The sequence below is a fragment of the Holdemania filiformis genome (assembly GCF_003459085.1).
Lineage (GTDB): Bacteria > Bacillota_I > Bacilli_A > Erysipelotrichales > Erysipelotrichaceae > Holdemania > Holdemania filiformis.
Genome location: NZ_QRUP01000030.1, coordinates 408 through 20,808 on the forward strand (window position 1 = coordinate 408; position 20,401 = coordinate 20,808).

Genomic DNA, 20,401 nt, shown 5'->3' on the forward strand with positions numbered 1-20,401 from the left:
GTTTCATATTCAGGAGCCTCCTAATATTAATATTGCGGAAAATCAGGAAAAGCTCCCTAAAAGAATTGAAATTTGTAAAAATACTTTTTTGAGTTAATCTTTCTGAGTTCATTATAACTCAATACCGTTTTGTTTTCAATTTCCTCTTTATATCTTTTGTTCTTTTCATTTATTAAAATCTACAGCGTTTTTGAGTTATATTTTTTCCATATAATCTATTATCTAAAGCTAAAAACCAGACAAATCCATGATCTCGCAAAGGCGTTTCATGAACCTGTCTGGTTTTTTCTTTTTATCTTAAGTTCAAGCTATTCCTCGCCTTGATTCAGCGGCCGGAACAGTATAAACTCATTTCCTGTTTCATCCCTGACCTGTTTGGGACACAGCCCAAAAACAGACTGCGGCAGACCGCTGATCAGAAAATCCTCCGGCGTGCCCGTGAACACCCGCGTCCCCTGATCCAGGACACAGACCTGATCGGCCAGTTCGACGGCATCCGCCAGCTCGTGCAGAATCAGAACCACCGTTTTGCCTTCCGCCTTCATCCGGCGCAAAAGCGCATAGACAACACGGCGGTATTCCATGTCCAAACTGGCCGTTGGTTCGTCCAACAGCACTACCGGCGTATCCTGCGCCAGCAGCATCGCAAAGTAAGCCAGCTGGCGTTCCCCGCCGGAACAGTGACAGACTAAATCCTCCGCATGCGCCGCGATCTCGGCCTGTTCCATGGCCCGCTGCACTTTCTGTTCATCCGCAGCGCTCAGCTGTCCGCCCCATCCCAGATAGGGCTGACGGCCGTAACCCGTCAACGTGCGCACGGTAATCGGCGGCCGCGGCAACACCTGCGGCAGCAGTGCGATCCGGCGAGATCGTTCCTGCGGAGTCAGAGAGCGCAGCGGACAGCCATCCAGCGTCACCTGACCGCGCCAGCGGGTCTGCGTCATCGCCAAGCATCGCAAGAGCGACGTCTTACCGCTGCCGTTGCGCCCCAGCAGCGCCGTGATCTGACCGGCCTCCGCTTGAAAATCAACCTGCTTGAGAATGGTTTTAGATCCCAGCCGCAGGCTGATCTGCTGGGCCCTAAGCATAACGCCCCCGCCGCTGGAACAGGATGAACAGGAAGAACGGCGCGCCCAACAGCGCCATCAGAATTCCCGCCGGCAATTCCGCCGGGGAAAAGAGCGTTCGTCCCGCCAGATCCGACAGCACGACTAAGTTCGCGCCCAACAGCGCGGTCACCGGCACCAGAATCCGCAGGTCATGCCCCGCCAGCTTCCGCGCCAGATGCGGCACGATCAAGCCGACAAACCCCAGCAGCCCGGCATACGTAACCACCGCCGCGCACAGCGCGCTGGCCAGAATCAGACAGATCAGCCGCAGCGCTTTGACCCTTACGCCTAACGTGGCGGCCAGCTCATCACCCAGACACAACAGATTTAACTGCGGTGCTAATCCCCAGGCAAGACCCGTTCCCACCCCGATCATGATCGCGGGGAAAATTAGATCCGCCCCCTGAACACCGGAAAATCCGCCAATCGAAAACGCCGAATACGACGCCAGCGCGTCGGGAACCAGCTGTGAAAGAAAAGAGATCCCGGCGCTGAGCAGCGAGCTGACTGCGACCCCGGCCAGCAGCACCGTCGACTTGGACTGATGTCCGCCCGCGCCCACTGAAATTCCCAACACCAGAAACGTCGTGAACAACGCGCCCGCAAACGCCGCCAGCGGCAGAACCGCAAACGCCATCGGGAACAGGCAAAGCAGAACCATGACCGCAAAGCCCGCGCCGGAATTCACGCCGATGATATTCGGCGAACACAGATCGTTGCCCGTCGCGCTTTGAAGCAAAAGACCGGAGACCGCCAGCCCCGCGCCGGCCAGCACAGCCCCGGCAACCCGCGGCAGCCGCAGCTGCAGCACGATCAGCCGCACCGTCGGATCACCGCCGCCCGTAAAGACGGCGATCACCTCATTCAGCGGAAACCGGGCGCTGCCCAGCGCCAGTCCGCTCAGTCCCAGCACCGCTAAGAACAGAAAGAGAAACGGTATCAGAACCCGTTTCTTCTTGATCTTCATGAAAAGCTCTCCGGATACAACAGGCCGGCTAACACGCGGTAGGCTTCAGCCCAGCGGGCGTTGGGCTTGTAATGAAACAAGTCTTTGGACAAATAGGTGCAGCGGCCGTTTTTCACCGCTTCCAGATCACGCCAGCCGCTTTCCTCAAGCAGGCTGTCCATATAAGCCCGGGCCGCTTCCTCATTGCCCTGGGGAACGATCAGAATTACATCCGGCTGATTCAGCAGAATGCTTTCCAATGCCAGTCCCTCCGACAGTGCGCCGGCTTCATCCGCGATGTTGACCGCGCCCAGTTCCTCCAGCATACCGCCGACGAAGTGATCCTTCGCCGTTTTCGCCTTCGTCGCAGAATAGCCTGAGCCTGCCCGGATAAATAAGACCGAGACCGGTTCCTGGCCGGAGCGGGCCTGCTTCACTTCCGTCAGCAGCGTCTCGATCTCCTGCTGGACGTTAAGTCCGTAGGTCTGATAGGCTTCAGTATTCCCGGTGATCTGCGTGAATAATTTTAATAAGGAAAGATAATCCGCAAAGCTTTCCTCTTTTAAGGCCGCGCACGGAATCCCGTAGCCGCCTAACTGATCGCACAGCTCAGCCTGCGCACCCATATCCGCCGAAGCGATCACGAAGTCCGGCTGCCGGGCGATCAGCTGCTCCGCGTCGATCTTTAACCCGGCGCCATCGTCCACCAGCGGCGTCCCGGCGTTGACAAATCCGCGCTTCACGCTGTCGCCAACCGTTACCGCGACATCCCCGCCCGCCAGCTGCCACAGCTCGGCATACGAGGAAAACAACACCGCCGGGCGTTGAGGGGCCTGGGATAACGTGATTTCCCGATCCAGCGCATCGGTAAAGGTCAGCGGATAACTTGCGGCCGCCGCGTTTTCTTCCGGCCGCGGTGTCGCCGCCGGCGTGGTTTGACAGCCGGCCATCGCCGCCAGGATCATTAGTGCAGCCAGGACCTTGAACGCTTTGTTTTTCACTTTAAATTCAGACAAAAACATGTCCGGTTTTCTGCTCATCTTCAATCCTCCTGATTTCATCATTTCTCCGGCGCATCGCAGCCGGAAAAACGCAGTCCCTGCGGACTGCGGCAGTCCGCTCCCCGGATCCTTTTCAAATCCGGGAAGCCTGCCTGATCGTTGAAACGCAACGATCACGCTAACATTCGATCGTCAAGATTGAACGTCAGCCGACTCACGAAGATTATTTTAAAGCCCTCGCCCGACATTGCGGTATGGCAAATCTCAATTCGTAAGCGAAACGAGCGTTGCCGCCCGTCTCCTGATATTTTATTTTTTACACACTGGAGCTCGTTTCTTTCAGGAACGAGAGAAACAATTCCTGAAAGGCTGGACAGCGGCCCAGTTCCAGATCCGAGATCGTCACGGACAGCGCGGGATAAGCCGCCGCCCAGCCCCGGCTTTCCTGCCGGACTTCCTGAGCGTGATGACCCGCGCACAACATCAGAAAATTCAATTCAATCCGCCGCGCTCCGCTTTGATTCCATTTTTCCAGCAGCTCGCTTAAGCTTGGTCCGCCATGCAGCAGCGCGATCGACAGATCATCGCGGCCCGCCGATTTCAACTGTGCCTGCAGCGCGGCATAAGCCGAATTCTCTCCCTGCGCGCAGCCATGTCCCAACAGAACCCGGGTCAGCCCTGGCTCGGCAGGAAACAGTGCGTCCAGCGTCTGAGCGCAGGCCTGGCTTCTTGAGGGCAACAGCGGGGGAATCAGAATCAGCGGATCAAAATCGGCCCGCCGTTGTTCCACCTGGCTTCGCAGCTTATCCCACTCCGCGCCTTCCGCTAACAACAGACTGTTCACGACCACGCGCCGGCAGCCTTGTTCTGCAAGCTGGCTCAGCGCCTCGCCGACTAACGGCAGCGGTTTCCCCTGCGCTGCCAGATGCGCCTGAATCCGCGGACTGGTCAGCGCCAGCGTGTTAGGAAGCGGAGAAAATTGCTGAACCGCGGCCTGATGCACAGTGGCGAAGCAGCGGTCAAACCGCTGCGGATCAGCGGTTCCAAACGCCGCGCTTACCCAACCGTCAAGCATGACCAAACTAGCACTTCGCCCCGCCGACAACCGTCTTCTTCAGGATGCTGTCCTTGTCGATCGAACCGTTGAGCAGCTTGTCTTCCACATAATCGAAGCCTAAGCGCGCGATCGTATCGGCAAAGCGTTCGCCGGTAATCCCTTCATCGCGATAGAACAGGATCGCCCGTTCAACTAACGCCAGCACTTCTTCCTCGCTCGTGAAGATCCGCGACAGCGGTTTGCCTTCCGCGACCTTCTTGCCCCAGCGGCCGCCAATGTAAACTTTATAGCCGTAGGTGCTTTCTTCAATCGCCTTGAACGGACACTTGGATACGCATCGTCCGCAATGATTGCAAAGGTCAGCATCGATCTGAAGCTTGCCGTCGACCAGCTTCGCCGCTCCGATCGGACAGGTTTTTTCAATCTGACAGACCTGACAGCCGCGGCACTTCGCCATGTTGATCTCCGGGATCCGCTGGCCGACGATGCCTAAATCGTTCAGATTCGGCTTGACGCAGTTGTTCGGACAACCGCCGACCGCCAGCTTAAATTTATGCGGCAGCACGACATCATGATAGCCGATATAAAACAAATCGTGTAATTTCTGACTTAACTGGAACGTGTCGATCAAACCATACTGGCAGGTTGTGCCCTTGCAGGAAACGACCGGACGAACCTTCGATCCCGTGCCGCCGGTTTCCAGCCCGGCATCATTTAAGAACGTCATCAGCGCGTCCAGATTCGCGTAAGGAACACCCTGAACTTCTAACGTCAGGCGTGTTGTCATCGTGACTTCGCCGGTTCCAAACAGCTCAGCCGCTTCGGCGATCTTGCGCTGTTCCTCACTGGTGATCTTGCCGTTGCGGGTGATCACGCGGACGTTGAAGCAATCCGGATAACGCTTATCCTGTAAACAGCCCAGGCCCTTGACGCGCTTGATTTCATCCGGCGGAATCGCCGCCCCGGCAAACTGCACCTTCACTTCATTCATCGTGACGCCGCCTTCCAGGACGACCGTCTGGGTATAGCCGAAGTGACGCAGCCGGTTCTGAAGCAGATACGCGCGGCGGCCGCGGTTGCAGACCAGCAACAGTTTGGCATCGCGGTCAAGACCTTCGACCGGGCCGTTGACCTGAGCCAGATCCACCCATTTTGCGCCGGCGATCGTCGGCTTCGGCAGCACGTCGACAACCTGATAGTCCTTTGCGGCTCCGGCGGCATAGTCCGCCGGCGGCATCGACGTCATTGCACCGGACAGCTTGTTTTCCAAGACCAGGCAAGCCTGGACAAACGGATGAATCGCGGTGGAGAACGGCGGTGCGTAGGAATAGTCCAGACTGTTGAACGCTTCCAGCGTCAGGCCCGCGGCTATGCCGGTCACGGCGATGTCGACCATTTTATCGACGGCGCTGCCCAGCACCTGGATGCCCAGAAGCTGATGCGTCGAACGATCAGCGATCAATTTTGTCATAAAGAAGGAAGACCCTGGATAATAGTGAGCTTTATCATCGCTGGCGCAAACCACCGTGACCGGTTCATAGCCGGCTTCCCGGGCCTGCGCTTCCGTTAGACCGGTGCGTCCGGCGTTAAAGCCTTCGCCCAAGCGCACGACGCCGGTGCCCAGACAGCCGCCGTATGGCGTTTCCGTTCCAGTCATCGTGCAGGCTAAAGCCCGTGCGGTAATGTTGGCCGTCGATCCCATCGCCGACCACTGAGGCTGATGGGTCTGTTGGTTTCTCACCAGCGCGCAGTCGCCGGCGGCATAGACGTCAGGAATGTTGGTGCGCATCATTTCATCCACGACAATCACGCCCTTTTCCATGGCCAGACCGCTGCCGTCCAGGAACGTCGTCGCCGGCCGGATGCCGATCGCCAGCACGACCAGATCCGCACCGATCCGGCTGCCGCCGGCCAATACGCCGTCCGCCCGTTCCGTACCGGTGATCTCGCTTAACGGTGTTCCGGTCAGAACCCGGATGCCATTCTGGCGCAGACGCCGGCGGGCATATCCCGCCATTTCCGGATCAAAAATCTTCGGCAGAATCTGATCCGCCGCATCGATCACGGTGACTGCCAGCCCCTGAGCCTGTAAATTCTCCGCGATTTCCAAGCCGATGAAGCCCGCGCCCACCACGACGGCGCTGCGGCAATGCCGGTCCTGAACGTAAGCCCGCAAAGCGATCGCGTCATCCGGCGTCCGCATCGTAAAGACGCCCGGCAGCCGGATACCTTCCACCTGCGGAACAAACGGCGTCGCGCCGGTCGCGATGACCAGCTTATCATAGCTCTCCAGCCACGTCTGTCCCTGACACAGCGCCGTGACGGTTTTCGCCTGGAAATTGACGCTTGTCACTTCGCAGCGGGTCACGACCTCCACGCCCGTCAGTCCCGTATATTTTTCCGGGGTATTGACGATTAATTCCTCCCGGCTTTCAATCATCCCTCCGACATAATACGGAAGACCGCATCCAGCGTAGGAAATATCCGCACTCTGCGTCAGAATCTTTACTTCTGCACTGCGGTTTTGACGTTTGATCTTGGCTGCCGCTTTGGTCCCTGCCGCGACACCGCCGATAACTAATACTTTCATGTCCAGCTCCTCCTTCCGGGATCTGCGAATTTGTTAAATTGTTAACAGTCCCTTCGTTGTAAAATTATAGCATAGACGCTATAATAAAAGAAAATTGTTAATACTTATCTGTTGATTCATTTTTCTTATGAGGTGAACCCATGATTGATTATCGGATCCCAACCTTTTTAACACTCTACGAACTGATGAATTACCGCCGCACTGCCGAACAGCTGAAACTCAGCCAGCCTGCCGTCACCCAGCAGATCCATGCGCTGGAACGGGATTACGGCTGCCGGCTGTTCACTTATGACGGAAGCCGTTTGTACCGCACCCCGGAAGCGGAAAAACTGGCGCAGTATGCCCGTGTCGCCGTATATAACGACCAACGGATGCGCCAGGAACTGGCTGCTCCCAAAATTCTGACCCTCCGCCTCGGCGCGACCAAAACGATCGGCGAATTCATCATCGGCGAGGATCTCTGCCGCTTCCTCAAGCGGCCTGACCGCACCTTGGAAATCGTAGTGGAAAACACGCGCGAACTGCTTCACCGCCTGGAACAGGAGGAGCTGGACTTCGCGTTGGTGGAGGGCAGCTTCGATAAAAGTCGTTACGGCTACCGGCGTTTTCAATCCGCGCCGTTTGTCGGGCTGTGCCATTGCGATCATCCCTTCGCAGGCAAAAAAGTAACCGGCGAAGCTCTGGCTGATCAAAGCGTCATCCTGCGTGAAGCGGGATCCGGAACACGTGCGATCTTTGAGAAATCACTGCAGGAGAGCGGGTACTCGCTGGATAAGATCGGAAGGATCATCTGCGTCAATAATTTTGCCTTGATCGTGCGGATGGTGAGTGAAAACCTCGGTATTTCCTTCGCCTATTCCGCCGTTGCCGCAGGTCATCCCGAGCTGACGACCTTCCGGCTGGAAGGCCTGAGCGAACAGCGGGAGTTTAATTTTGTCTATTTAAAAGGAACGCAGGCCGGCCAGCTGATCGATGAAATTTTTCCGAATTCATCTTGCGGTCAACGTTCAAAGGAAAGAGGACGGTTATGAATTATCGAAAAATGAGCGAAGCGGATGCCCGGCTGATCGGACAGTGGCGTTATCCCGGCGAATACGCAATCTATGATGAACCCCGGTTTTCAGAAATTCCCGCCTGCCAGCGCGAGCATTTCATCAGCTTCTTTGAACAGGATCAGCTGATCGGATTTGTTAATTTACTGGAGGAAGAAACGGAGGTTTTTTTCGGGATCGGCGTTCATCCGCAGGCTTGTTCCCGCGGCGTCGGCACGGCGATCACCCGGGAAGCGATCGCGATTGCCAAACAACGCTGGCCGCACAAGCCTTTGTATCTGGAAGTCAGGATTTGGAATCAGCGGGCTGTGGCTTGTTATGAAAGGGCAGGCTTTGTGATTACCAAAAAAGTCCGGCTGACGACTCAGTTGGGACCTGGTCTTTTCTATCACATGGAAACCAATCTTTCGGATGAATCGATCAGGGATGCTGCCGCTAGATCATCAAAGTGATGAATCCTTAGCGCCCGTCTGCCTGTCTATAAGCGCTATTGCTTAATTCCTATTACGAAAATAGCCGGATGGCTGACAATGAGTCAGCTGTTTGGACTCTATGTTGAATAAAATCATTCACTTTGATTTCATGATCGTCAATTGGTCACTTTATAATGGAGTTTATTTTAAACCGATTATAGAAAAGAATATCGAAGGACAATTCGTAAATTATTAGTTATAAAAGAGAGAATTCAAAATTCATAATATCTTTCATTATAAGTTTCGGTTTCTTCACTAAATTCTCTTCCGAAAGAACACGTTAATTTTTAATATCGTTATCTTCTTAAAAAATAACACCGCGGACTCAGCGCTATAACAACTTCGCTAAGTCATTATTTCTGATATTTTCTCGGATTTATTCTCTTTTTCCACTTCCAGCTCCTGGTTCAAACGATGAACCATCCGGTAAGCTTTGGCGATTTGCTGAATCATCCGGTCTCTTAAATCCGCAGGATATACGATGAAAGCATCCTGACCGAAGCGGCTAAAATATTGATAGACTTGCTCAGGTGAACAATCAAAATAATAATTCGCGCCTGTTTCATCTTTAGCGATGTTGATCGCAACCGGACGATGAATGTACAGACTATGAAATTGTTTAATTCCGTTTTCTGTCAGATGAACGCAGATTTCCTGATCGGAGCGGATCGCGAACTGCGGTCCATATTGAACCATCTTCTCAAATAATTTCGCCTGGGATTCCTGAATTACCAACGAATCTTTTAAGATCATCACATGATCAATCCGGTTTATCCGGAAGGAGTATATTTTCCCATTGGCCACGCACAAAAGATAATTAAACAATTCTTCATGTGAACCGCTTATACAATAAGGAGAAGCGATATGTCTGTTATTATTCGGGGTTGTGAAATAAATCTTCCGTTTCGCTTGGATCGCCTGTTCAATCCGATCAAAACGTTCCTTGAAAATAATCCGTTCTCTTTTATCCTGCGAAAGATAAGCATAAGAAGCAAACATGTTGCGGAAGTAATTGGATACTGATTGTCCATGGAGATTATAATCCTGAATAAATTGAATTGTGCCTGCCGTTTCTTTTGTCGGCTTTAGCGACAAAGCAACGTCATTTTTGGAATTTAGAAGATGATAGGAGGACAACTGGATATAAGAAAGAATTTTATTGCTCAATTCCTCGGCCTGAACCGCAGATGCAGTTTTAAACGTTTCGTAAATATTTCTTTTTATATATTCATCGTACCGATTATTCTCATCCTGATAACGCTCAATATAATTGACAATCAACGTATTGATAAACGCATTTTTATTGAGCTCGCCGTTCTTCTTAAAAAACAGAAATTTTTCCATATCGTTTAATAAGATGGCATGAATAAAATCCGGAATATAAATTTTTATTTTTTCTTCCACCTGGATCACCTCCACTCCATTATACCTGAAAAGGGGTCATAGAATAGTAACAAATTCTATTATTTTAGAGATAATTTTTAATTTTCAGGGGTCTTCACAAAAAAGAATCTGAACATTTTTTTAAACTTTGATTCGGTTTAAGATAGAATCACAAGGAGGACAGAGAAATGAAAACAATCAAAGGAACCTACAATGAGGCTGTTGTTTATACGGATCAGCTGGACGCCAAGGCTGAGGAACAAATTGTTAAGATGTGCTGCCTCCCGTTTCTAAAAGATTCGAGAATTCGGGTGATGCCGGATGTACATGCCGGAGCTGGATGCACGATCGGCACGACAATGACGATCACCGACGCGGTTGTTCCAAACTTTGTCGGCGTCGATATCGGATGCGGCATGGAAGTCGCGAAAATTCATGAAAAAGAAATTGATTTTCCAGCATTGGACGCTTTAATCCGGAAAGAAATTCCATCCGGATTTGAGATTCGGAAAAGCGAGCACCCATTTAATGAAGAACTTGATTTAAACGAATTGAAATGTGTTCGCCAGATCCAGCTTGGCCGAGCAAAGCATTCACTTGGAACCTTAGGCGGAGGGAATCACTTCATTGAAGTGGATCAAGACCGGGAAGGAAATCTCTATTTCGTAATTCATTCCGGTTCCCGAATGCTGGGAAAAGAAGTAGCCGAATACTATCAAAACGAAGCCTTCCTCGCCAATCATCAAGCATCGCCTGTGAACATCCAGGCTTTGATCGCACAAATGAAAAAGGAAGGCCGGGAAACTGAAATCCAGACGGTGATCCAGGAACTGAAAAGCAAGCTTCATGGCGAGGAAGCAGAAAAACCTTTCGCCTATTGCGAAGGTCCGCTCCTGGATGATTATCTCCATGACATGGAAATCATTCAGCGATTCGCCGAGCTCAACCGCAAAGCCATGATGGACACGTTAATTGAGGGGCTCCACTTAACGATGACAGAATCGTTTACGACGATCCACAATTATATTGATCTTAAGCATCGAATTCTGCGGAAAGGCAGTGTTTCCGCACAAAAAGGCGAAAAACTGATTATTCCGCTCAATATGAAAGACGGCGCTTTAATCTGTATTGGCAAAGGCAATCCTCAATGGAATTATTCTGCCCCGCATGGCGCAGGCAGACTGCTTTCCCGCGGGCAGGCATCCCGCACGCTTACCCTCGAAGAATTTCAGCAAGTCATGGAAGGCATCTATTCGACGTCGGTCTCCGCTGCGACTTTGGATGAATCGCCGATGGCTTATAAACCAAAAGAAGAAATTATCCAAAATATTGCGGAAACTGTGGAAATCGTCAAGTGGATTCAACCTGTTTATAACTTTAAAGCCCAGGAACAAAAACCTGTCTGGAGAAAAAAGAAGGAGTGAAAGAAATGAAATTAGCGAACGCATTAAATGAAAGATCGGAAATACAGAATAGACTATCTGAATTACAAGTCAGATTGAACAATAACGCCAAGGTCCAGGAGGGTGAAACGCCTAATGAAGATCCCAAGGATCTTCTTAATGAATTCGACACGCTCACCGCCCGATTGGAAACTTTGATTTATAAAATCAATATGACGAACAGTTTAGTGGATATTCACGGCATTTCCCTCACTGAATTATTAGCCCGCCGGGATGTGTTAAAGCTGAAAATTGGAATGTTAAGAAATTTTTTAAACACCGCCAGCGCAAAACTTGAACGTTATTCACGCACAGAAATTAAGATTCTAAGCACGGTCAACGTTACCGCAATGCAAAAGGACCTGGACGCTTTAAGCAAAGAACTCAGAGAAACGGACGAAGCCATTCAGGAGGCGAACTGGACTAACGATTTGCGATGATCTTTCAGTGTGTAGTTTTATAGAGTGGATGTCATCTCTGCGATTGAGAATGAATCGCAATCGGCGTATGGCGGACACATACAGTGGGTTCAATTCCCACAGTTAAACGTTATGTCCCGCAACGATACAAGCGCATCGCAACAAAGCATACAGACAACCAGACATCAGCTGTAAAACGAGGGTCGGGATGAGGGAAGTAAAGATCATGAGATGAAAAGGAATAACCATCCAGAGATTCAAAATATCTCGCAGATTAAAAGTATAGATACAGGCTCCGAAAAAATTGTCCGCAGCCATAAAAAGAAGATACTTCAAAGGCATTGACCTGACTGTATCTTCTTTTATACGTTTATTCTTTTCTTTTTATCGGCTTGTTAACGATCAAATATTATCAATCCAGCATACAGGCAGGATATCCCCGCAATAAGACCCCGCCTGGGAATTCAAATGAATTAATCAGCGTTGTGTAATTTTTTTCATCGGCGCTCCTTTCCAATCCCTGCTGAACAAACGCCGGGACCAGAAATATTTCTACAGCGCGGAATTTATCCTCTTCTCTGGGCTTACCCTTCACTCAGACGCAAGGCTCGGCTTCCGGGCCAACTGCCAGCGCCATCGTTTTATTTAACAGATACGGACGCAGATACGCCACGGTCCCGCACATCGGCAAAACGTCCTCCGATAAGGTGATTCCCAGCTCTTGGATCAAATAAGCCCGGCGCCGCTGCATCCTCTGCCAAACCTCCGGATATTCCTCCCTGAGCGCTTGTTTCAGCTGTGCGTCCGCCAGAACGACCGTGCTTTCCGCGCTGACACCGCCATAGCCGGGAACTGAGGGAATGATATCGATCTGGAAGATCATGCCGCTGGCCAAGGTTTCCTGCGAGCCTTCATACACCGGCGAGGACATCCATTCTTCTTCCGCCGTTAAATGACCCGGACACAAGCTCCAGCCGTACTGTGCCCGCGGCAGGATGGACTCAACCGCCTGAAATAATTCTCCGCCCTTCATCCCGATTCGGATCGTTTCCAGCCAGTGAACATACGCTGCGAAATACGGCTTCACCACACGCGTCAGATAATCCCGGCAGGATTCCGACAATTCATCGCCATCGTGCACCGCATAGCCTGCCCGGCTGGACAACCCGCCGCGGTACCCGACGGTCAGCGAAATTGGATCGCCAACCTTCACCCGGTTGTCTGTCGGAAACATATTTCCCTGGATAAACCGCGGTCCGCTGGCTGCGATCGTCACGACGCTGGTGTGCTGTCCGTTGCGCACTAACGCGTCGCCCAGCTCCATCTCCGTCGTTCCGGCATCCAGCTTATTCATCGCCGCCAGAAGGCAATCGGAAGCCAGCGCCGCACCGAATTCATAATGCGCGATTTCATTGGCGTTGTTGGTTGTCCGCACGCCGTTCTCGCCAATAAACAAATCCGTTTCATTGCTTAACAAAGCCGGGTTTCCCACAATCTGTTCAATCGCCGCTAAAATGAAGGCAGGAATGTCAAACAGCTGGTTGTTCTTCTCCACCGGACTGGTAAACATTTTCCAACCTACGATCCCCGTTCGCCGATCCGGTCGGATTCCCGCTTCCGCCAACAATTCCGGCAATGTCTTATCCGAACGGTTTGGCTGATTCGGAAGTGAAAATAACGAGACATGCACAGCGGCGGCCGCAAATCGTGCCTTGGACGCTTTATTCAGATTTTCATTGCCCAGCACCAGCGTCATCGACCCGTCTTTATCCAAAACAAGCAGACCTTCTTCAAAGCGGGTGAAATAGCCGACGAGATATTCAAAGTTTGCGCCATGCTCGACGTCGCCGTAAAGGATCAGCTGTTCGATTCCGCGCTCTTTCATCTTTTCCAGCACCTTCGCTTTGCGTGCTTCCATTGTGGCCTGTGTTAACGCGACCGGCGAGGCCGGGGCGTCCGGTTCAGGCGCTTTTACAGTCCGGTATTCAACATTCATGGATTTCATATTCCGCTCCTTTAAATTTGATCGATCGGGAACATCGGCCGCTGGATTCGCTTGAATGGGATATGAGCCGTGTCCTGCAGCGTCGCGCCCGCGGTCAGCGACATGACGTAGAACGCCGCTTTTTCTTTTAATTCTGGGAAAATGTACCCCTGCTTCACTACGGTTACGTCATAATCCGTCCAGTCAACGCCAGCTTTTTCAAACTGAATGGCGTTGGCATACGACTGCCGGTGATTCGCGACGATGACGTCGATCGGCGTACCGACAATATTCACGACGACGCAGGCGCCAAACACCTTATGATGGGCAGTCGTGCCCAGGCTGACCAGGCGGATGATCTCGCCCTTGGATTTTACACAGACTTCCAGTTCAACCCCGGCGGATAACGCGTCATAACCGACGCCCAGCGTGATCCGGGTCCGCATTCCCGGTGCTAACGGATCCAGCTGCTTCCAGGCCTCCGGATCACAGATCGAAGCGAACAGGAAGCTTTTCTTCAGCCCTTTGACCGCCAGCACCTGCCGCAGAATAAATGTATTCCACCCCATCGCGCCGGAGGTGGTGTTATCCCCGGAATCGGTAATCACTACCGGCTTACCTGGATAATCCAGCGCCAGTTTCAGGGCCTCATCCGGCTGAGCGGTTCGCCCGGTATAGTGGAATTCATGCCGACGATCCCAGACATACGCCGCCAGCTGATCGGCAATCGTTTCCGCATAAGCCTGATCGGCTTCCGTCGCCGGAACGACGACAATGCCGCAGCCCGCGACGTCGGTATCGTGACGAATATAGCCGACATGCCAGGAACAACTCAAAATCCGTGGATCCTGTTCCAGCTGATCCATATAGCGGTTGATCGAAGACACCGGCTCATCTGCGGAAACCGACTGTTCTCCGCCCAGAATCAGCGGCAGCTTCCGATATACGGCATGGATGTTCTGACGGTGGTCGACCAGCTCGCAAATCAAGGCCGCCATCTTTCGCTTTGTCGCGCGTGCGTCAGTATGCGGACTTTCCCGATAGCTGCGGATCACGGTCGCGGCTTCGACATATTCCTGACACAAATTGCCATGCGGATCACAGGCAACGGTAATCGGGATATACGCCCCGACCCGCTCGCGGATTGCTTTTAGAATGTGATGATCGCCTGAGCCCAGACCTTCGACCTCGCTGGCGCCGTGAAGCATCAGATAAATCCCGTCGATCTCGTCCCGGTGTTCTTCCACCGCATTGATAAAACAGGCCTCAATGTAATCGAAGGTATGCCGCTTGATTACTCCGGACGATCCGGAAACGGCGTAAATCGAGGGAATAATCTCGATTCCGGCAGCTTCGAAGATGTCGCCGACCTGCATTTTTTCGATCAGCTCACCGCCGAAAGCGATGTCGTAGGCTGTGATTTCATTTTTGACAGGGACATTGGCGTTGGATTCCGTAATAAACTCTCCGATCAATACTTTTTTCTTCATCCGATTCATCCTTCCTCTTTTCTTTTTGTTTCTTTTCCTTAGCTTAAACGATCACCTTATCGTTCTTCCGCTATGGCTGACGTCCGATTTCGTTTTTTCAAAGCGAACCAGCTGGGTCTTCTCTCTGTTGCCTTCCTCGTTTTTCTCAAGCTACTGGATCGTGAAGATCGGATCCAGCGGATTGAGCTTGCCCGGCTGGGCCATAATCTCAATTTCGCTGTTCAGCGCGATTACGATCACGTCGGTTTCGCAGCCATGCTTCCGCATCAGCTTCCAATCCGCCAGGCACAACAAATCGCCCCGGCAGACATGATCGCCGACCTTGACCTTCGTTTCAAACGGCAGACCTTTCAGGGTAACCGTATCGATGCCGATGTGCAGCAGCAATTCATGCCCTGCGGCGGTTGTCAGGCCCAATGCGTGTCCGGTTTCAAAGACCATCGTCACTTCCCCGTCGACCGGGCTGACAACTTCCTTTTTCGCAAACAATTCCGGAGGTCTGACGGCAAACCCGTCGCCCAGCGCCCGGCTGGCAAACATCTCATCGTTGAGTTCTTCTAATCGCTTTCCCTTGCCCGCGACAGGGCTTCCAATCGTTTCTGTCATACGCAACCTCCCAAAAATAAAAACCAATTCGCAAACAGCACAAAACTGAATGCAAATTGGTTATGCTTGTTGATTCAACAATAACAGTCCAACTTTGAACTTATTGTAAGCGATCTCATTCAGAATGTCAATCCTTTGAGAACCGACGGTTTCACTTCCCTTTCTCTGGTTTTTCACCGCTTTTATCCCCTTTTATAAGGATTGAATTTTGCGGGTCAGTGAGGGGATTTCCCGATCCATTTTTCAGCTTGCATGCTGGCCCAGTTCGGTCGGATTAGGCCTGATCTGTTTTCCAGCGAATAATCAAAGCGATCGCATGGATCAGCGCGAACAGTCCCACGCCGCTCATCAAAATCAGATTCGTTGTCAACTCCGCCGGAGTCGGCGAACCCGTCGCCGTCACGATGCCCAGCACCAGGATGAAGACCAGGCTCAGCGCGATCAGACCGCAAAAGGTCGCAACCGAGTATTTCCGCGAAAGCGTGATGAAATAATTCTCTTTTTTCGGCCGCTGAAATGGTTCTACCGTCGCAAGCTGATTGAAAAAGCGTGCGGAGAAATAACCGGTCCAGACCAGATACACCGCCAGTCCTGCGAAGAACCCGTCGAAAGCGTTCATCCCCAGCAGCACCGTCGCTGCCAGGCCGATAAAGATGGAAATCATCGTCCGCTGGGTGTAGCGGTAAAAATCATGGATCTGACTTTTCGGGATCAGATAGCCGCGCCGGGAAAACAGCGGGGCATAAACGATCCGGTGCAGTTCGTCATGATAGATGAACATCCCGTTGATATCGGGGTATTCCGCCTGTGTTTTCCTCGTTTTCGTTCGGATTTTCGTTTTCATTCGTGCTTTCGTCATGGTGGCTTCCTCGCTCTCCTTCTTGGTCTGAACTTACATTTCGTCGATCGGATACATTGGCCGCTGAATCAGTTTAAATGGAATATGCCGGGTATCCTGCGGCGTCGCGCCATCAGTCAGCGACATCACATAGCCCTGTGCTCCCTGCTTGAAATCCGGGAAAATATAACCTTGTTTCAGAACGGTGATCGCGTAATCCTTCCAGTCGATACCAAAAGCCTCAAATAAATTTTCATTCGTGACGCGGGCGGTCTGATCCGTAACGATCACATCGATCGGGGTATTCTCGATATGCACCAGGATGCCTTCGCCGCGCGTTCCGATGACCACCTCGCCATGCGCGATCGTGATCGACGCCCGGCTTCGGGTTTTCAGCGTCAGCGTGACCGGAGCGGACAGGTCGTCATAGCCTGTGCCCAGGGACAGCGTGACAACCGCCCCCAGCCCCGCCTCAGCCAGCTGCTTAAACGCCTGCGGATCACAGATCGAGGCGAATAAAACCGTTTTCTTCAAATCCGGAACAGCTAAGAACTGGCGCAGCACAAACGTGTTCCAGCCCGTCGCTCCGGAGGTGGTGTTGTCGCCGGAATCGGTGATCACAAACGGCTTGCCCGCAAACGCCAGCGCCATTTCCAGCGCTTGGTCCGGCTGGGCCGTCACCCCGGTATAATGAAATTCATGCCGCCGCTGCCAGACGTAGGCCGCCAGCTGATCGGCGATCGTTTCCGCGTAGGCCTGATCCGCACCGGTCTGCGGAACGACGACGATGCCGCAGCCGGCTTCCGGACAGTCGTGGCGCAGATACCCGACATGCCAGGACACGCTGCGGATTCGCGGATCCTGTTCCAGCTCATCCATATAGCGATTGATCGAGAGCACCGGCTCATCCGCCGACACCGACTGTTCGCCGCCTAAAATCAACGGCAGCTTGCGGTAGACGGCATGGATTGGCTGACGCTCCTGTAGCAAGTCGCAAAGCATCTTTGCCACCAAGCGGCGCGTCGGCATCGCGTCGGTATGCGGACTCTCGCGGTAGCTGCGCAGAATCTGCAGCGAATGAACATAGGTTTCCGTCAGATTCCCATGCGGATCACAGGACACCGCGATCGGCAGATAGGGTCCGATCAGCCGGCGGATTTCCTGGACAATGTGATGATCACCGCTGCCGATTTCCTCCACCCAGCTCGCTCCGTGCAGATGCAGATAAATCCCGTCGATCTCATGGAGATGCTCGCGCACGCTCTGTAAAAGCATCGATTCGATCAACAAAAACGTTTCCTTATCGACGACGCTGGCGGCGTTGGCGTTGGCATACACGCCCGGAATGATCTCGAACCCGTTGTTTTCAAACACTTCACGGATCTCCATGACGTCGATACACGCTTCACCGACAGCCAGATCGTACTGTTGAATTAAAGTCTTGAAAGGAGCCTTGGCGTTGGACTCCGTTGTAAAACTGCCGACCAGAACTTTCATTCCTGTTCCTCCTTTTTCATTTTTTCATCCCCGGTCAAAATGCCAGCTCGATCAGCTTCATCAATAGAACCAGCGTCACCGTGGACAACAGCGTCGAAGTCAACACGACTGCCGAGGCGAACGTTTCATCGCCGCGGTACTTCTTCGCGAAGCTGGCACAGGAGCTGCCCACCGGCATGCCCATTAACAGCGTGATCACGGCCGTCGTCTGGAAATCCAGCCGCAGCGCCAGACAAACACCCAGCGCGGCCAGCGGAATCACAAGCAGACGAATCAATGTAATTTGCGCGACATTTTTGATCATCGGCGCGGTCAGCTTCACGCGCTGGGCGAGCAGACTGCCGACCAGAATCAGCGAAAACGGCGCAAGACAGCCGCCGATCTTCTGCAGCGCCGTTAAAATCGGCGCGGGCAGCGACAGGTTGAAATAAATCATCACGAGTCCCAGCGCCATGACGTCGATGATTTTATTGGTCGCCACCGAGCGCAGGACAGCCTGCGGTGTCCGTTTCAGCGAAGGATTAAAAATACTCTCGCCCGCGCTGAACGCCAGAATCCGGGTCGGGATCATAAAGACGTTGCAGCACATCACCCCGACGGCGCCGAACAACGATTCGATTACCGGCGTACCGATCAGGCCGCCGTTGCTGACAAGATAGCCGTAATGAGCGACGCAGGCCTGCCCCGGCGTAAACCGCCGCGATCCTCCTGTCTTGCTGGCAAGGCTCAAAAACACTTCCAGTCCGACCGCCAGGATTAAAATCGTACCCAGCGAAAGCAACAGATCCATCGACATCCCGCTTAAGAAAGATGTAAACACGCTGGCGGGAAGCAGGACGTTGATCGTCAGATTTGAGATAAACAGCTGCGCATGCTCATCGATCAGGCCGGTCTTCGATAACAGGAAACCGACAATCAGATACGTCACGATCGTGAGCTGCGTATTGATTAAAATCGTTGTCATAATCCCCCTTGCTTTCCAGCATTCACCCGCGGCGTCCCCCGGCGGCCAGACAGGCAGATCTCCGGTGAATACTGCGTTCTTTAATCCATATCGTCAAGCGGAAACATCGGCCGGCGCACAAGCTTAAACGGAATATGCCGGGTATCCTGCGGTGTCGCGCCGTCAGTCAGCGACATCACATACCCCTGCGCCGCAGCCTTGAGTTCCGGAAAAATATATCCCTGCTTGACGACCACGATATCGTATTGCGTCCAGTCCGCGATCCCCGCGTGTTCATACTGAACCGTTTTGAAATAGCTGAGCTTGTGGTTGGCGATGATGATGTCGATCGGATGGTTCCTCAGCCGCACCAGCACGCAGTCGCCGGCTTTCGCCGCAATCCCATCTTCGCCCGTGGCAAACGACAGCGTCCGCACAACCTGGCCTTTTGCGATCAGCTCGACGTCCAGCGTCACTGCCTGCGACAAGGCATCCGCATTCATTCCCAACGGGATTGTCTTCCGTGTTCCCAACGCCTGATTGAATAACGCCCGGACACAATTCGGATCGACAATCGAGGCAAACAGCACACGTTTATTCAAGGATTCAATGTTCAGAAACTGACGCAGCACAAACGTATTCCAGCCGGTTGCCCCGGAGGTCGTATTATCGCCGGAATCGGTGATCACAAATGGTTTGCCCGCAAACGCCAGCGCCATTTCCAGCGCTTGATCTGGCGGAGCTGTCACCCCGGTATAATGAAATTCATGCCGGCGCTGCCAGACAAACTGCGCCAATTTTCCGCAGGCTTGTTCGGCATACGCCTGATCCGCCGCTGTCCGAGGCACAACGACTACGCCGCAGCCGGCTTCCGGACAATCGTGGCGCAGGTAGCCGACATGCCACGAAGCGCTCATGATCCGCGGATCCTGCTCCAATTCGTCCATGTAGGCGTTGATCGAACGCACCGGCTCATCCGCCGAAACGCTCTGTTCCCCACCCAGGATTAGCGGCAGCTTGCGGTAAGCCGGATGAAGGGTCTGGCGCTCGCGCACCAGTGCGCATAAGAGCGTCAATGTTTTCTGCCAGGTGGCGATCATGTCGGTGTGCGGCGATTGGCGATAGCTGCGCAGAATCTGCATGGAATCGACATAGTCCTGATTCAGGTTGCCATGCGGATCGCAGGACACCGCGATCGGCAGATACGGGCCGGTCAGTCTGCGGACTTCCTTCAGGATGTGGAAATCGCCGCTGCCGATCCCTTCAACATAGCTGGCCCCATGCAGATGCAGATAAATCCCGTCGATCTCACTGAGATGCTTCCTGACGGCGCTCAACAAACTGTTTTCGATCGCCTGAAACGCGGCAGCTTCGATGATCCCGTTCGGCGAGGATTTCGCGTACACCGACGGAATCATCTCGGCGCCTTCCCGTGCCAGCGTTTCCTCCAGCTGCATCCGCTGGGCGATCGCTTCGCCGAAAACCAGATCATAGCTGGATAAATCCGTCATGCAGGGGATATGCTCATTCACTTCGGTTGCGAAAAAACCGATTAAGATTTTCATAAAAGA

The 20,401-nt window shown here is 52.8% G+C and carries 17 protein-coding genes; 4 read left to right on the forward strand and 13 right to left on the reverse strand.

The window, feature by feature from the left end; genetic code table 11:
* Window positions 1-308 precede the first annotated feature (308 nt).
* From DWY25_RS16470 to DWY25_RS16490, 5 genes are all read right to left on the reverse strand, one after another.
* A complete protein-coding gene (locus DWY25_RS16470) occupies window positions 309-1,088 on the reverse strand; it encodes an ABC transporter ATP-binding protein (RefSeq protein WP_117896151.1) in 780 nt (259 codons plus the stop codon).
* Window positions 1,081-2,076 (reverse strand): FecCD family ABC transporter permease, encoded by a 996-nt coding sequence (locus DWY25_RS16475; protein WP_117896152.1) that lies wholly within the window; start codon window positions 2,074-2,076, stop codon window positions 1,081-1,083. The genes DWY25_RS16470 and DWY25_RS16475 overlap by 8 nt, the downstream gene beginning before the upstream one ends.
* Window positions 2,073-3,095 carry an ABC transporter substrate-binding protein gene (locus DWY25_RS16480; protein WP_181981884.1) on the reverse strand — a complete coding sequence of 341 codons (1,023 nt, stop codon included), beginning with the start codon at window positions 3,093-3,095 and terminating at the stop codon, window positions 2,073-2,075. The genes DWY25_RS16475 and DWY25_RS16480 overlap by 4 nt, the downstream gene beginning before the upstream one ends.
* Before the next feature lie 277 nt (window positions 3,096-3,372).
* A complete protein-coding gene (locus DWY25_RS16485; protein WP_117896154.1) occupies window positions 3,373-4,131 on the reverse strand; it encodes a sirohydrochlorin cobaltochelatase in 759 nt (252 codons plus the stop codon).
* 7 nt (window positions 4,132-4,138) lie between these two features.
* Entirely contained in the window at window positions 4,139-6,703 is a 2,565-nt protein-coding gene (locus DWY25_RS16490) for an FAD-dependent oxidoreductase (RefSeq protein ID WP_117896155.1), read from the reverse strand.
* 140 nt (window positions 6,704-6,843) lie between these two features.
* Here DWY25_RS16490 and DWY25_RS16495 point away from each other — a divergent pair, with 140 nt between their 5' ends.
* Together DWY25_RS16495 and DWY25_RS16500 are read left to right on the forward strand one after the other, a co-directional pair.
* Window positions 6,844-7,734, forward strand: coding sequence for a LysR family transcriptional regulator (locus DWY25_RS16495; protein ID WP_117896156.1), 891 nt, complete (start codon window positions 6,844-6,846; stop codon window positions 7,732-7,734).
* Window positions 7,731-8,207 carry a GNAT family N-acetyltransferase gene (locus tag DWY25_RS16500; protein ID WP_117896157.1) on the forward strand — a complete coding sequence of 159 codons (477 nt, stop codon included), beginning with the start codon at window positions 7,731-7,733 and terminating at the stop codon, window positions 8,205-8,207. Before DWY25_RS16495 ends, DWY25_RS16500 begins: the two co-directional genes overlap by 4 nt.
* A gap of 366 nt (window positions 8,208-8,573) precedes the next feature.
* On the opposite strand, the gene DWY25_RS16505 is transcribed toward DWY25_RS16500, so the two are convergent.
* The gene (locus tag DWY25_RS16505) at window positions 8,574-9,632 is read right to left on the reverse strand and encodes a WYL domain-containing protein (protein WP_117896158.1); all 1,059 of its coding nucleotides are present in this window, start codon (window positions 9,630-9,632) and stop codon (window positions 8,574-8,576) included.
* Window positions 9,633-9,799: 167 nt separating this feature from the next.
* Between DWY25_RS16505 and DWY25_RS16510 the strand changes: the two genes are divergently transcribed.
* Both DWY25_RS16510 and DWY25_RS16515 read left to right on the forward strand, forming a co-directional pair.
* Complete coding sequence (locus tag DWY25_RS16510) at window positions 9,800-11,035, forward strand: RtcB family protein (RefSeq protein ID WP_117896159.1); 1,236 nt, start codon at window positions 9,800-9,802, stop codon at window positions 11,033-11,035.
* 5 nt (window positions 11,036-11,040) lie between these two features.
* A complete protein-coding gene (locus tag DWY25_RS16515) occupies window positions 11,041-11,493 on the forward strand; it encodes a DIP1984 family protein (protein WP_117896160.1) in 453 nt (150 codons plus the stop codon).
* A gap of 574 nt (window positions 11,494-12,067) precedes the next feature.
* Here the strand turns inward: DWY25_RS16515 and DWY25_RS16525 are convergent.
* The 7 genes from DWY25_RS16525 to DWY25_RS16555 all read right to left on the reverse strand — a co-directional run bounded on the left by DWY25_RS16525 (window position 12,068) and on the right by DWY25_RS16555 (window position 20,395).
* Window positions 12,068-13,477: a M24 family metallopeptidase gene (locus DWY25_RS16525; protein WP_117896162.1), complete on the reverse strand. Its 1,410-nt coding sequence runs from the start codon at window positions 13,475-13,477 to the stop codon at window positions 12,068-12,070.
* Window positions 13,478-13,488: 11 nt separating this feature from the next.
* Window positions 13,489-14,946, reverse strand: coding sequence for a M81 family metallopeptidase (locus DWY25_RS16530; RefSeq protein WP_338067141.1), 1,458 nt, complete (start codon window positions 14,944-14,946; stop codon window positions 13,489-13,491).
* A gap of 150 nt (window positions 14,947-15,096) precedes the next feature.
* Window positions 15,097-15,552: a PTS sugar transporter subunit IIA gene (locus DWY25_RS16535; protein ID WP_117896164.1), complete on the reverse strand. Its 456-nt coding sequence runs from the start codon at window positions 15,550-15,552 to the stop codon at window positions 15,097-15,099.
* Between the two features lie 274 nt (window positions 15,553-15,826).
* The gene (locus DWY25_RS16540) at window positions 15,827-16,411 is read right to left on the reverse strand and encodes a hypothetical protein (protein WP_117896165.1); all 585 of its coding nucleotides are present in this window, start codon (window positions 16,409-16,411) and stop codon (window positions 15,827-15,829) included.
* A 33-nt stretch (window positions 16,412-16,444) separates the two neighbouring features.
* Window positions 16,445-17,887 carry a M81 family metallopeptidase gene (locus DWY25_RS16545; protein WP_117896166.1) on the reverse strand — a complete coding sequence of 481 codons (1,443 nt, stop codon included), beginning with the start codon at window positions 17,885-17,887 and terminating at the stop codon, window positions 16,445-16,447.
* Between the two features lie 34 nt (window positions 17,888-17,921).
* A complete protein-coding gene (locus DWY25_RS16550; protein WP_117896167.1) occupies window positions 17,922-18,851 on the reverse strand; it encodes an AEC family transporter in 930 nt (309 codons plus the stop codon).
* Window positions 18,852-18,931: 80 nt separating this feature from the next.
* The gene (locus tag DWY25_RS16555; protein WP_117896168.1) at window positions 18,932-20,395 is read right to left on the reverse strand and encodes a M81 family metallopeptidase; all 1,464 of its coding nucleotides are present in this window, start codon (window positions 20,393-20,395) and stop codon (window positions 18,932-18,934) included.
* Between the last annotated feature and the right edge of the window lie 6 nt (window positions 20,396-20,401).

Excerpts from the sequence above, each read along its gene's own strand:
- DWY25_RS16555 (WP_117896168.1), bottom strand. The coding sequence starts at position 20,395 with ATGAAAATCTTAATCGGTTTTTTCGCAACCGAAGTGAATGAGCATATC.
- DWY25_RS16550 (WP_117896167.1), bottom strand. The coding sequence starts at position 18,851 with ATGACAACGATTTTAATCAATACGCAGCTCACGATCGTGACGTATCTG.
- DWY25_RS16480 (WP_181981884.1), bottom strand. The coding sequence starts at position 3,095 with ATGAGCAGAAAACCGGACATGTTTTTGTCTGAATTTAAAGTGAAAAAC.
- DWY25_RS16540 (WP_117896165.1), bottom strand. The coding sequence starts at position 16,411 with ATGACGAAAGCACGAATGAAAACGAAAATCCGAACGAAAACGAGGAAA.
- DWY25_RS16475 (WP_117896152.1), bottom strand. The coding sequence starts at position 2,076 with ATGAAGATCAAGAAGAAACGGGTTCTGATACCGTTTCTCTTTCTGTTC.
- DWY25_RS16535 (WP_117896164.1), bottom strand. The coding sequence starts at position 15,552 with ATGACAGAAACGATTGGAAGCCCTGTCGCGGGCAAGGGAAAGCGATTA.
- DWY25_RS16495 (WP_117896156.1), top strand. The coding sequence starts at position 6,844 with ATGATTGATTATCGGATCCCAACCTTTTTAACACTCTACGAACTGATG.
- DWY25_RS16510 (WP_117896159.1), top strand. The coding sequence starts at position 9,800 with ATGAAAACAATCAAAGGAACCTACAATGAGGCTGTTGTTTATACGGAT.
- DWY25_RS16545 (WP_117896166.1), bottom strand. The coding sequence starts at position 17,887 with ATGAAAGTTCTGGTCGGCAGTTTTACAACGGAGTCCAACGCCAAGGCT.
- DWY25_RS16525 (WP_117896162.1), bottom strand. The coding sequence starts at position 13,477 with ATGAAATCCATGAATGTTGAATACCGGACTGTAAAAGCGCCTGAACCG.
- DWY25_RS16490 (WP_117896155.1), bottom strand. The coding sequence starts at position 6,703 with ATGAAAGTATTAGTTATCGGCGGTGTCGCGGCAGGGACCAAAGCGGCA.
- DWY25_RS16515 (WP_117896160.1), top strand. The coding sequence starts at position 11,041 with ATGAAATTAGCGAACGCATTAAATGAAAGATCGGAAATACAGAATAGA.
- DWY25_RS16485 (WP_117896154.1), bottom strand. The coding sequence starts at position 4,131 with ATGCTTGACGGTTGGGTAAGCGCGGCGTTTGGAACCGCTGATCCGCAG.
- DWY25_RS16470 (WP_117896151.1), bottom strand. The coding sequence starts at position 1,088 with ATGCTTAGGGCCCAGCAGATCAGCCTGCGGCTGGGATCTAAAACCATT.
- DWY25_RS16530 (WP_338067141.1), bottom strand. The coding sequence starts at position 14,946 with ATGAAGAAAAAAGTATTGATCGGAGAGTTTATTACGGAATCCAACGCC.
- DWY25_RS16500 (WP_117896157.1), top strand. The coding sequence starts at position 7,731 with ATGAATTATCGAAAAATGAGCGAAGCGGATGCCCGGCTGATCGGACAG.